This window comes from Kluyvera ascorbata ATCC 33433, from assembly GCF_000735365.1.
Lineage (GTDB): Bacteria > Pseudomonadota > Gammaproteobacteria > Enterobacterales > Enterobacteriaceae > Kluyvera > Kluyvera ascorbata.
Genome location: NZ_JMPL01000031.1, coordinates 26721 through 39645 on the forward strand (window position 1 = coordinate 26721; position 12925 = coordinate 39645).

Below are 12925 nucleotides of genomic sequence, written 5' to 3' on the forward strand. Positions count from 1 at the left end.
CATCCTCAAAAGTTTTCGGTAGCCGGTGTTTTTTCCGCCAGGCGCTCGGAAATCTCGGCGCGGCGGGACGCGATTTTGACGAACGGCAGATAGATAAGCACCGCCACCACAATACAAATAAGCTGCGTCACCACCGCGCCCATCGACCCGGCGGTGGAAAGCCAGGCGTTGATCAAAGGCGGTGTCGTCCACGGCACCATCACCACCGCTTTTCCGGCAAAACCGGTGACGGTGGCGAAGTAGCCGATGCTGCCGGTGACCAGCGGGGTGATGATGAACGGAATGGCGAGGATCGGGTTAAGCATGATAGGCATCCCGAAGATCACCGGCTCATTGATGTTAAAGAGCCCAGGGCCAATCGACAGCTTGGCGATCTCTTTCATCTCTTTGCGCTTGGTGGCGATCATCACCGCAATCAACAGTCCGATGGTCAGGCCCGAACCACCGATGCTCATGTACACATCCCAGAACGGCATGGTGATGATATTCGGCACCTCTTTACCCTGCTCAAACGCACTCATGTTGACGGTAATCGCCCCCAGCAGCAGCGGTTCGCGAATGGGTTTGATCATCTGGTTGCCGTGAATCCCAATCACCCAGAAAATCTGCGCTACAAACATCAGCAGCAAGATCCCCGGTAAGCTCTGCATTACCCGCTCCAGCGGCTGCTGCACAACCTGGTACACCGCATCGTACAGGTACATGCCGGTCAACTGATGGAAGATAAAACCGAAGGTGGCGATCGCGGTAACGGTGATGATCGCCGGGATCAGCGCAGAAAACGAGGCGGCGACGTTTGGCGGTACGGTGTCCGGCATTTTGATCTTCAGCCCGTTGCGCGTTTCCAGCCAGCTGTAGATCTCGACGGACAGAATGGCGATGAACATGCCGAGGAACAGGCTGCGGGTATCGGAAAACTGGCGCAGCAGCACATCTTTTACCTCATGCATCTGACCATCAACCATCATCTGTACGGTGGTCGGCGTGACGCAGATAAAGCAGATCACCGCCAGCAGGCCGGGGAACAGGGTCTTTATGCCGTTGATGCGCCCCAGCTCGATACCGATAAGAAACACCGCGCCAATGTTGAGAAAGTTCAGCGTCGCATAGTTGATTGCGCCGGTAATTGGCTTAAGTGCCGCCAGGAACGATAGAGACTGGAAGCTGGCAAGGCCATTTTTTGGATCCAGCACCATGTTGGAGATCAAGACGGAGAAGGCGCCGACGATAATCACCGGCATCAGCGTAATAAAGGCGTGTTTGATCGCCATGATATAGCGATAGCTGTTGAATTTCGTGGCGAAACTCCCCAGCGAATCGATCAATTTGTCCTGCAATGCCATAGAAAGTACCTCAAGTTTAAGGGCTTTATCGCGCATTCGGTGTACAGCCAAACACCTTTTGGTATGCCAAAAATAATCATCATCGCTGAAAAGTTCTGTGAGTTAACTCCCAACCTCTAATTTGGTATTCCAAAAACAAAAACAGTAGGGTTATTGGTATACCACATGATTGAGACGCGTTTTTTACGACGATTAACTGCAAAAGCGTGATCGCGATAGGTTTTTTAGCCGCAGTGGAGTTCATATCACCGATGAATGTCTGTGATAAACTGCGGGTCATCACGAAGTCTCAGGGATTAACAATGGCAACAATGCTGGATGTATCAATACGCGCAGGCGTCTCGAAAGCGACAGTTTCTCGCGTGCTGAATGGTACTGGTCAGGTTAAAGAGAGCACCCGTCAGCAGGTGTTCAAAGCAATGGAAGAGTTAGGCTATCGCCCTAACTTTCTGGCGCGTTCATTGGCAAACCGCACCAGCAACAGCATTGGCCTGGTGGTTTCCACCTTTGATGGTTTCTACTTTGGCCGCCTGCTTCAGCAGGCTTCCCGTCAGACGGAAGCGTGGGGCAAACAGCTTATCGTCACCGACGGCCACGATACTCCCGAACGCGAGGAGCAGGCGGTGCAGATGCTGGCCGACCGCCAGTGCGATGCCATCGTCCTCTACACTCGTCATATGAGCGAAAAGGCTATCATGTCGCTGGTGAATAGCACGCCGATGCCGCTGGTCGTCATTAACCGTGACGTAAGCCAGGCACGCGAACGCTGCGTCTTCTTCGAACAACAGGATGCGGCGTTTCAGGCGGTGGAATACCTGATTTCTCAAGGCCATCGGGATATTGCCTGTATCACCGTTCCTATCCATACGCCAACCGGTAAAGCGCGTTTACAGGGCTATCGCCGGGCGCTGGAGCAAAACGGTATTGCGTGGGATCCGGCAAAAGTGAAGCACGGTGATTCCACCATGAACTGCGGCTATGACATGTGCAATGCGCTGTTGAAAGAGAAAGTGACGTTCAGCGCCCTCTTTGCCTGTAACGACGATATGGCGCTCGGCGCGTCAAAAGCGCTGCATCAGGCGGGGCTACGGATCCCGCAGGATATTTCACTGTTTGGTTTTGATGATGCGCCTAGCGCGAAGTGGCTGGAGCCGGGGCTTTCTACCGTTTATCTGCCGATCGATAATATGATCGTGACCGCTATCGATCAGGCGATTAAGCTGGCAAGCGGGGAAGAGATCGAAACAATCCCGCCGTTTACCGGCACGCTGGTATTGCGCGATTCGGTGACGACGGGGCCGTTTTACAAATAACATGCCCGATGGCGCTGCGCTTATCGGGCATTCCCTCAGATAAGCTCCAGCGCCAGCAGCTCTTCAATCGTCTGACGACGACGAATCAACTTCGCCACGCCATTATCAAACAGCACTTCAGGCAGCAGCGGACGGCTATTGTAGTTCGACGACATTGATGCGCCGTACGCACCGGTATCGTGCAGCACCAGATAATCTCCCGGCACCACCGCAGGCAGCAGGCGCGTTTCCACTTTGCCGCCTTCCTGCTGGGTAAAGACGTCACCCGATTCACACAGCGGGCCCGCCACCACGGTTTCAATCTGCGGTGCGTTTTCCAGCGCACGACCATCGCCCGCCAGCGCGGAAATATGATGATAGCTGCCGTACATCGCCGGACGCATCAGATCGTTAAAACCCGCGTCGATAAGCACAAAGTGACGGCTACCCATCGCCTTCACGCTGCGTACCTGCGCAACCAGCACGCCGGATTCTGCCACCAGAAAACGCCCCGGCTCCAGCTCCAGTTTGACCGGGTGTCCCAGGTGTTTAGCAATCTGCTCACGCGCCGCATTCCACAGGCCGAAGTAGTGATCGGTATCAATCGCCTCTTCCCCTTCACGATACGGAATAGATAACCCGCCGCCCGCAGAGATAGCTTCCAGATCCTGACCAAATTCAATCACCTGACGAACCATCGCGCCGCACACCTGCTCCAGGTGACCATAATCCACACCGGAGCCAATATGCATGTGAATGCCCACTAGCTTCAGTTGATAACGCTGAATGACCTCAAGCGCCGCAGGGAGATCGCTATACCAGATGCCGTGCTTGCTGTTTTCGCCACCGGTATTGGTTTTCTGGCTGTGGCCGTGCCCAAAACCTGGGTTCACGCGCAGCCATACGCGATGGCCCGCAGAAATTTGGCCGAGCTGCTCCAGCATATCCACAGAACCGGCGTTAACCGGAATTTGTAGCTCATGCACGCGGGCAAGCGTCGCGTCGTCAATGGTATCGGCAGTAAAAACAATCTCGTCTTTGCCCGCTTCGTAACCCGCCACCAGCGCACGCTCAATTTCCCCTAATGAGACGGAGTCCACCTTCACGCCCTGCTCACGCATCAGACGCAGAATGTGGATATTCGAGCACGCCTTCTGGGCAAATCGCACCACGTCAAACTTGTGCAGCTTGGCAATTTGGGCGCGGATAATCTGCGCGTCGTACACCCATACCGGGCAGCCAAATTCAGCAGGCAGGCGCAGCAGGTTATCAGCGGTGAGGTCGGTTTCGGTATTGTTGAGCGGGCGCGGCATAGCAGACTCCGGTAATCATCTTTTTTATGATTACGCCACAGCCTGAAGCGAATAAAAAATATCGTTTTATCGCGAGTCTATGCAAAAATGATATGGATACTTAACCTGAGAGATGCCCATGCCAGCCGTTAACCTGCGCCATATCGAAATCTTTCACGCCATTATGACGGCGGGAAACCTGACGGAAGCGGCCCGAATGCTGCATACCTCACAGCCAACGGTCAGCCGCGAGTTGGCGCGGTTTGAACAGGTACTCGGGCTTAAGCTGTTCGAACGCAGCCGCGGGCGTCTGCACCCGACCGTTCAAGGGCTACGGCTGTTTGAAGAGGTGCAGCGCTCCTGGTATGGATTAGACAGAATCGTCAGCGCGGCAGAAAGCCTGCGCGAGTTCCGTCAGGGCGAGCTGTCTATTGTTTGCCTGCCGGTCTTTTCGCAATCCTTTTTACCGCCCCTGTTGCAGCCGTTTTTGGCCCGCTATCCGCAGGTCAATATTCAGATAGTGCCGCAGGAGTCGCCGCTACTGGAGGAATGGCTGTCGGCGCAGCGCCATGATTTGGGCATCACTGAGACGACACACACACCCGCTGGCACCGAACGCATACCGCTACTGACGCTGAACGAAGTCTGCGTATTACCACAGGATCACCCGCTGTCAGCGAAAACGGTGCTAACACCTACTGATTTTCAAGGTGAAAACTATATCAGCCTGTCGCGAACCGACAGCTATCGCCAACTGCTGGACACGTTGTTTAATGAGCATCAGGTGAAAAGAAGAATGGTCGTGGAAACGCACAGTGCCGCGTCAATATGCGCGATGGTCAAAGCTGGGGTCGGTATTTCAGTGGTCAACCCGCTGACGGCGCTCGACTACGTCAACAGCGGCGTAGTCATTCGCCGCTTTAGCATCAACGTCCCGTTTACCGTCAGCCTGATTCGCCCGATGCACCGCCCCCGCTCGGCGTTGGTAGAGGCATTTATGGCTCATCTACAGCAGAGCCTGTCGCACATTACCACGCCGCTTGAGGCGGTACTGGACGCACATTAAGAGAGCATAAACTCAACCGCATCCGCCGCGTGAATCGCGGCGGTATCAAACACCGGCAGCGGGCTAAGTTCAGCCGGAACTAACAGGCCAATCTCGGTACAGCCGAAAATCACCCCTTCCGCGCCCTGACGCGCCAGGGTTTCAATCACGCTCAGGTAATAATCACGTGAAGCGTCGCTGAACTCCCCCAGACACAGTTCATCAAAAATAATCTGGTTAATTTTCTGCCGTGCATCCTGCTCCGGAATCAGCGTGGTAATGCCAAATTCCTGCTGTAAGCGCCCGCGATAGAAATCCTGCTCCATGGTGTAGCGCGTGCCGAGCAGCGCCACGTTGGTCATCTTCTTCTGGCTGATGGCGCGGCCGGTGGCATCAGCGATATGCAGGAACGGCACGTCGCAGGCGGTTTCGATAGCTTCAGCGACTTTGTGCATAGTGTTGGTACAGAGCACAATGCCCTCTGCGCCTGCCTGCTGCAGTCCCACTGCCGCCTGCGCCAGAATATCGCCCGCTTTCTGCCAGTCACCCTGAGACTGACAAAGCTCAATCTCATGGAAATCCACGCTGTGCAGCAAAATTTGTGCTGAATGCAGGCCGCCTAACTGCTGCTTTATCCCTTCGTTAATCAAGCGATAGTAGGGAATCGTCGATTCCCAGCTCATTCCGCCCAGAAGACCCATCGTTTTCATGTCATTCACCTTGTTTTGCGTCGTGCTCCCAGTGAACCAAAGTTGTGATCAACTTTCCACATCTGCGGCGATAGATTTCTTTTTGTTCGTTTCTGAGATAAATTTAATGAAACAACGTTTCAACATACAAACAGGACCGCCTGATGTTTATTTTTCATAAAGAAACCACCCTTGAAGATCTGGGCAATGGCGTAACCCGCCGCATTCTCGCGCACGATGGCAAAATGATGGCCGTTGAGGTGAACTTTGAGCAGGGCGCGATCGGCCCGATGCACAACCACCCGCACGAGCAGCTGACCTATGTGTTATCCGGTGAATTCGAATTCACCATCGGTGACGAAAAGCACGTGGTGGGTGCGGGTGATACGCTGTATAAACAGCCGAACATTATGCACGGCTGCGTTTGCCTGAAAGCCGGTACGCTGCTGGATACCTTTACGCCGATGCGTCAGGATTTCCTTAAAGCATAAATGAATAAAAAAACAGCTGCGCTGATAACATCAGGCGGCTGTTTTTATTATATTTAATACCCTCTATTAATAATTCCTCAAACATTAGTTAATTCCTACGATAGCTAAATAAGAGTCCCATCACAGTTCCTTTCAAATAACTAAGCCTATTCTATAAACGCTCCCAATTAATAGATATTGGAATGAAAAGGAATTTATATGAAAATGCTATCGCTAAGCGATCTGCGTCCCGCAGACGTATTGCTTTTCTCGCCGGAGAAAAAGAGTTTTATTTCATGGGCCATCACTTTCCTGACCGATGCGCCGGTCAGTCATGCTGCCCTTTATTTTAATAGCACTCCGCCAACGATTATTGAAGAAACACCTCCACAGGTTTCTGAAAACCCGGCACAAAAACGTTTTCATGGCCGTACTATCCATGTTTATCGTCACACCAGCACCACGCCTCTCTTGCCCGTAATTGACGCCGCAAGACTGCATCTGAATAATCAGGAACCTTACGACCATGCCGGACTTTACATGGTTGGCCTGCTGTTAATGTATAAGAAATTCTCCATTACCAGCCAGAAACAGCAGGTGATAATCCGGATTCTGAAAAAGCTGACGGCCACCATTTCACACTATATCCAGCAGCATCAGACGCCAGGTAAACAGCCGATGGTGTGCTCGCAGTTCGTCGCTCAATGCTTTGACGACGCAGGCGCCCCATTCCGCCTGCAGTTCCGCCACGCCTCTATGACGGACTCCGCGTTTGGCGAAACGCTGCTTGATAAAGCCATTGACTGGACGAAGCAGCGCCAGCCTATTTTTGGCGAATATGATATGGCCAGCGCGCCGGAAACCGCCAGCGACGAAGCGCTATGCGAAGCATTGCACAATGCTTTTATGGATAATACCAATCCCCCAACCCCTTCAATGACCGAAGCGCTAGCAGAATCTATTTATCAGTTTGCCGAAGCTCACGCCGCGCTAATAAATATTGATACCGCAGCCAAAAATTATCAACCGCTGACTGCACTGCAGTCGAATAATAATATGTTTATCTCTCCGGGCGATTTAATGCGTACTTGCAATAACTTAGCCCCAGTTGGAATTGTCATAATTTAATTATTATTGGACACATCGCTTATCAGTAGATACTTAACGATTATTTTATTATTCAGGAGTATTAATCATGACTGATGAAACACATCCCGATGATCAACAATCACATATTAGTGAATCAAGCCAACAGGTCACTACCACCAACACGACTATCTCAATAACCGAAACTACCCCAAGGTTAAGTGCAGCGCTGGATAATGCCGAAACGATACCAAGTTTTGCCGATCAGCTTTATGAAAAAATCACCTCAGTCATCGGCGGAAATAACCCCAATCAATTTTTCTGCATGAGCCTTCCCGGTATGCAGATTGATAAAAATCTCTACAGTTACAATATTGAGGAAAATCAACCGAAGCCACCGCTAGTAGAAGCTAACGAATCAAAGCTGGTTAACCGCCTATTTGATGCCTGCACGATGACCGGTTCTGACAATGGTCGTCACCTGCAAACCCAGTATAAAAGCGCGCTGGATATGCTGACACCGCAGCTTAACGGCAAGTTGTTCGACGCAAAATCCAAGCTGCGTAAAGTCCTGATGACTCCCTATCCGTATAATTTTGGCGACGGGTTAACCACCGGCTTCACGCTACAACAGGTCTTCTACCGCCTGTACAGCGAATACGTTGATGCCAAGCAGGCCTGGGCTAAAGTTCAACTAGATAAAAAGGCGGAACTGGAGGCCAGATATCCCGGTGATACGAAGGAAAATAATCGCAGCAAACAAAACGACTATCTCGACTGGTATGAGACCACCGCCGAATCTCAGCTACTGAAGGTACAGGAGAAGCTGGGTAAAGTGCTCAACGTTTTCTCACCGGGCGATATGGAGATTATCACCGGGATCCTCGATAGCGGCTCAGGGCGCGAAATCGCCGAGGCCCGGCAAACGCTGGCCAATGTACAAAAGCTCAACCCCGACGGTGGCTATGTCTACCCGGTCACGCTGTATCCGGAAAACTGGTTCGACCTACTCGATACGTCGTTCACTCCTATCGACCTGTTAGAAAGCCCAGCAGCGCTGGCGCAGCAGCTGTCCGTGCTGTTGGTGCAGCGCAGCAATATCTCCATGACGCTAGACTCGTTCCTAAAAATTCTTCCTGACCAGGCGATACTCGCTAACCTCAAGGAGAAACAGAAGGCGGCAGACGATGCACTTGCTGCGGCCAGGACGGCTCTCGGTGATACCTATAAAAATATCACCAATGACACGCTCAAGCTGGTTGTCGATATTGTCGGTCGATCCAATGAAAAGGATAAAGGGGAAAACACCCTTTCCAGAGTCCCCGGCATCAAGCCTGACGACGCAGGCAAAATCATCGGCGCATTAATAAATAGCGCCAACAAATGCATGGAGGCCCAGGATAACTTAATCGCGGCAGCCCAAAGCGCAACGGACAGCGCGCTGGAGTATTTCCAGCAAAATAACTTGCTCCAGTACAAGCAAATGCTGTTACCGCTGCAAACGCAGCTCGCCCGAACCGAGAACGATATTACCGAAGTACGGCAACATATTGCTCTGGCATCAGTCATGCAGAAGAACATCAAAGCGGAAGGCGCTATTGACAGTGACGTCACGCCAAACGCCGTTCCCGAGCGCTTTACCCAGGTCATTATCCAATCAACGATGGCTTCCGTTGAGCAAAGCTCCAGTAGTGCCAGCTCGGCCTCCGCATCCTCATGTCGTTCATCCTTCTTCTTTGGCGGCTACAGCAGCAGTCGGTCGCACCGGGAGTCTGTGGACAACAGCACAATGAAGTCCCAGGATGTCAAAATTCAGATAGGGATGTCGATTGCGAAGGTTAGCATCAGCCGGGAATGGTTTAACCCCGGCGTATTCCTGCTCACCAAAGATATGTACAACACGTCCAGCAAAAAAATCGCCCCGGACCAAAAAGGTAAGCCGTTCCAGGACGCGCGTTTTAATGCCATGAACGAATGTGTCTTCCCGTGCTTCCCAGTGGCATTTATCATCGCTCGCGACGTCACCATCAAATTTTCATCTAACAATGCAATGTCGAGCAGCTTTGCCCAGAGCGTTGAAGATCACTCCGCAAGCGGCGGTGGCTTCTTTATCTTTGGCGGCAGTTCATCATCATCGTCCAGTTCCGCGCGCAGCAACTCGCGCGCCAGCTCTACGGCCAACAGCGTCACCGTGCGCTTTACCAGCCCGCAAATTCTTGGCTATTACCTGGAGGCGACGCCGCCGGACGAAAGCAGGACCCTCAGCGAAGGACGCAACGCCAACAACGACTATATTTCCATCCTGGATTTTATTAAAAACTTCCAGTCTATGCTCGACGACTACAACAAAACCTATAACCGGGATGCCTTACAAATGCACCTCCCGAGGACCGAAACCAGCGAGTAACGGAGGAATAGCATGATGTTAGATGAAGAATCAGCCTCTCTGGACCACGGGTCTAACCGGGAAAAGATTGGCTGGAAGGAGATTGTCGCTGCCGCCAAACGGCTACAGATCGAGCCCTGTGCGCTACAGGCAGTTTGTACCGTGGAGTCGTCAGGACAGGGTTTTCTCCCTTCCGGAAAGCCAAAGATCTTATTTGAAGGACATATTTTCTGGCGCGAGCTAGCAAAACGTCGCTATCAACCCGAGATTCTGGCAGCCAGTTTTCCCACCATTCTTTATCGGCAATGGACGGCAATGCACTATCTGGGGGGAGAGAAAGAACATGCCCGGCTCGAGACGGCAATGAGCCTCCACCGTGAAGCGGCGCTATGCTCCACGTCATGGGGAGCATTCCAGATCATGGGGTTTAATTTTGCCTTATGCGGATTTCGCTCAGTGGAGGATTTTGTCACGGCGCAAAGCCGCGGCAACCACGAGCAGTTGGAAGCCCTTTGCCAATTAATGGTGGCGAATAATCTTCATCTTTATTTGCAAAATAAAGACTGGGTCAGCTTTGCCAGACGCTACAACGGCCCCGGATACGCACAAAATCACTATGATATAAAAATGGCTAACGCCTATCAGCAATGCCTGAGAATGCAGCAAGCAAGCTGATGGAATAATTAATTCGCCCCTACCTGAAGCCTCATCTTTTTAGTTGAGGCTTTATATTTTACATACACATCAAAAGATTAGTTCGTTAATCATTTTAATAGTTAATTATATATTTTTTATACCAACCAGGTCACCAACTTCCATACCAGATCGTCGTAAAACCCCCGCTCTACCGGCAAAAACGCCATCAACATCACTATAATGAAACATCGTTTCGACTCCGATCACACTTTCATCATTAATCGAATGACGCAGAAACAAATCGCAATAAAATAAATTTAAAACGGCGTTTTATAAAAAAGACCTTCTAGAGAGTGAGTTTTTAAAACGCGACAAAAACCAACGACGGATAGCACTTAACACACTGAATTATATCTACTTACAGGGAAAGGCTGCATGACTTATAACAAGCTAAGACTTTAACGCCCGGGCGCCAGCAGGCGCAGGGGATGTAACAGACACCCAATCCGTTTGACACACTTGTTCGCCAGGTAGGTATGTATGAATGAAAACAGAATGTTGGGATTGGCCTGGATTTCACCCTATATCATTGGGTTGATAATCTTCACGGCCTTCCCGTTCGTTTCATCTTTCTTCCTCAGTTTTACTGAGTATGACTTGATGAGCCCGCCGGTATTTAACGGCATTGAAAACTATCGCTACATGTTTACAGAAGACACGCTCTTCTGGAAATCCATGGGTGTAACGTTCGCCTACGTATTTTTGACCATCCCTTTAAAACTCGCTTTTGCGTTAGGGATTGCGTTTGTTCTTAACTTTAAATTACGCGGTATCGGCTTCTTCCGTACTGCTTATTATATTCCGTCAATCCTCGGTAGCTCCGTGGCTATCGCCGTTTTATGGCGTGCGCTGTTCGCCATCGACGGCCTGCTGAATAGCTTTATCGGCGTACTGGGCTTCGACCCGGTCAACTGGCTGGGCGAGCCTTCACTGGCGCTGATGTCCGTTACCCTGCTGCGCGTATGGCAGTTCGGCTCCGCGATGGTTATTTTCCTGGCGGCCCTGCAAAACGTTCCGCAGTCTCAGTACGAAGCCGCGATGATCGATGGCGCCTCTAAATGGCAGATGTTTATGAAAGTGACCGTGCCGCTGATTACGCCGGTTATCTTCTTCAACTTCATCATGCAGACCACCCAGGCATTCCAGGAGTTCACCGGACCGTACGTCATCACCGGTGGCGGCCCAACCTACTCGACGTATCTGTTCTCGCTGTACATCTATGACACGGCGTTCAAGTACTTCGATATGGGCTATGGCGCTGCGTTGGCATGGGTTCTGTTCCTGGTCGTTGCGGTCTTCGCCGGCATCGCCTTTAAGTCTTCAAAATACTGGGTGTTCTACTCCGCCGATAAGGGAGGCAAAAATGGCTGATATCCAACAAATCTCTGACGCAAGAACCATCGCAGAGCGTGAGGTTGCCCGCACCCTTCGTCGCGAGAAGATCAACGCATGGATTCGCTACACCATCCTGCTGATCGTCGGTCTGTTAATGCTTTACCCGCTGGCATGGATGTTCTCGGCGTCGTTCAAACCGAACCACGAGATCTTCACCACGCTGAGCCTGTGGCCAGCACATGCCACCTGGGACGGTTTCATTAACGGCTGGAAAACCGGTACCGAGTACACCTTCGGTCATTACATGCTGAACACCTTCAAGTATGTCATTCCTAAGGTGATCCTGACCATTATCTCCTCCACTATCGTGGCGTACGGCTTTGCCCGCTTCGAGATTCCATGGAAGAAATTCTGGTTCGCCACGCTCATCACCACCATGCTGCTGCCGAGCACAGTACTGCTGATTCCTCAGTACCTGATGTTCCGCGAAATGGGCATGCTGAACAGCTACATGCCGCTGTACCTGCCGCTGGCCTTCGCCACGCAAGGGTTCTTCGTCTTCATGCTGATTCAGTTCCTGCGCGGTGTGCCACGTGACATGGAAGAAGCAGCGCAGATTGACGGCTGTAACTCCATCCAGGTGCTGTGGTACGTGGTCGTACCGATTCTGAAGCCGGCGATTATCTCCGTCGCACTGTTCCAGTTCATGTGGTCTATGAACGACTTTATCGGCCCACTGATCTACGTCTATAGCGTTGATAAGTATCCGATTGCACTGGCACTGAAAATGTCCATCGACGTGACCGAAGGCGCGCCGTGGAACGAAATTCTGGCAATGGCGAGCATCTCCATTCTGCCATCTATCATTGTGTTCTTCCTGGCACAGCGCTACTTCGTACAGGGCGTTACCAGCAGCGGAATTAAAGGTTAAGAGGGATATATCATGGCTGAAGTTATTTTCAACAAACTGGAAAAAGTGTACTCCAACGGCTTCAAAGCGGTACATGGTATCGACCTTTCAATCGCAGAAGGTGAGTTCATGGTTATCGTCGGTCCTTCCGGCTGCGCCAAGTCCACCACCCTGCGTATGCTGGCAGGACTTGAAACCATCAGCGGCGGTGAAGTTCGTATCGGTGAGAAAATCGTCAACAACCTCGCGCCAAAAGAGCGTGGGATTGCGATGGTGTTCCAGAACTACGCGCTCTATCCACACATGACCGTTCGTGAAAACCTGGCGTTCGGCCTGAAGCTGAGCAAGCTGCCGAAAGATCAGATTGAAGCGCAGGTGAAT

The 12925-nt window shown here is 51.6% G+C and carries 12 protein-coding genes; 9 read left to right on the forward strand and 3 right to left on the reverse strand.

Annotated elements, in window-relative coordinates:
* Window positions 1-5: 5 nt before the first annotated feature.
* The gene (locus GKAS_RS09995; protein ID WP_035893996.1) at window positions 6-1343 is read right to left on the reverse strand and encodes a PTS sugar transporter subunit IIC; all 1338 of its coding nucleotides are present in this window, start codon (window positions 1341-1343) and stop codon (window positions 6-8) included.
* Between the two features lie 302 nt (window positions 1344-1645).
* On the opposite strand from GKAS_RS09995, the gene GKAS_RS10000 reads away from it, so the two are divergent.
* Window positions 1646-2656, forward strand: a complete 1011-nt coding sequence (locus GKAS_RS10000) for a LacI family DNA-binding transcriptional regulator (RefSeq protein ID WP_035893980.1) — start codon at window positions 1646-1648, stop codon at window positions 2654-2656.
* A 35-nt stretch (window positions 2657-2691) separates the two neighbouring features.
* Here the strand turns inward: GKAS_RS10000 and lysA are convergent, their stop codons facing one another.
* Complete coding sequence (gene lysA / locus GKAS_RS10005) at window positions 2692-3948, reverse strand: diaminopimelate decarboxylase (RefSeq protein WP_035893982.1); 1257 nt, start codon at window positions 3946-3948, stop codon at window positions 2692-2694.
* A gap of 118 nt (window positions 3949-4066) precedes the next feature.
* Between lysA and GKAS_RS10010 the strand changes: the two genes are divergently transcribed.
* A complete protein-coding gene (locus GKAS_RS10010; protein WP_035893984.1) occupies window positions 4067-4993 on the forward strand; it encodes a LysR family transcriptional regulator in 927 nt (308 codons plus the stop codon).
* On the opposite strand, the gene GKAS_RS10015 is transcribed toward GKAS_RS10010, so the two are convergent.
* Window positions 4990-5682: an aspartate/glutamate racemase gene (locus GKAS_RS10015; RefSeq protein ID WP_035893986.1), complete on the reverse strand. Its 693-nt coding sequence runs from the start codon at window positions 5680-5682 to the stop codon at window positions 4990-4992. The genes GKAS_RS10010 and GKAS_RS10015 overlap by 4 nt on opposite strands.
* A 143-nt stretch (window positions 5683-5825) precedes the next feature.
* Between GKAS_RS10015 and GKAS_RS10020 the strand changes: the two genes are divergently transcribed.
* The 7 genes from GKAS_RS10020 to GKAS_RS10050 form a co-directional block, all read left to right on the forward strand.
* Window positions 5826-6152 carry a cupin domain-containing protein gene (locus GKAS_RS10020; RefSeq protein WP_035893987.1) on the forward strand — a complete coding sequence of 109 codons (327 nt, stop codon included), beginning with the start codon at window positions 5826-5828 and terminating at the stop codon, window positions 6150-6152.
* A 198-nt stretch (window positions 6153-6350) separates the two neighbouring features.
* The gene (locus tag GKAS_RS10025; RefSeq protein WP_035893988.1) at window positions 6351-7259 is read left to right on the forward strand and encodes a hypothetical protein; all 909 of its coding nucleotides are present in this window, start codon (window positions 6351-6353) and stop codon (window positions 7257-7259) included.
* 67 nt (window positions 7260-7326) lie between these two features.
* The gene (locus GKAS_RS10030; RefSeq protein ID WP_156105148.1) at window positions 7327-9624 is read left to right on the forward strand and encodes a hypothetical protein; all 2298 of its coding nucleotides are present in this window, start codon (window positions 7327-7329) and stop codon (window positions 9622-9624) included.
* Window positions 9625-9636: 12 nt separating this feature from the next.
* Window positions 9637-10278 (forward strand): N-acetylmuramidase family protein, encoded by a 642-nt coding sequence (locus tag GKAS_RS10035; protein ID WP_115073727.1) that lies wholly within the window; start codon window positions 9637-9639, stop codon window positions 10276-10278.
* 501 nt (window positions 10279-10779) lie between these two features.
* Entirely contained in the window at window positions 10780-11670 is an 891-nt protein-coding gene (locus GKAS_RS10040; RefSeq protein ID WP_035893990.1) for a carbohydrate ABC transporter permease, read from the forward strand.
* Complete coding sequence (locus GKAS_RS10045; protein WP_035893992.1) at window positions 11663-12565, forward strand: carbohydrate ABC transporter permease; 903 nt, start codon at window positions 11663-11665, stop codon at window positions 12563-12565. The genes GKAS_RS10040 and GKAS_RS10045 overlap by 8 nt, the downstream gene beginning before the upstream one ends.
* A 12-nt stretch (window positions 12566-12577) precedes the next feature.
* Window positions 12578-12925, forward strand: a 348-nt coding sequence (locus GKAS_RS10050) for an ABC transporter ATP-binding protein (protein WP_035893994.1), incomplete at its 3' end; no start/stop codon positions are given.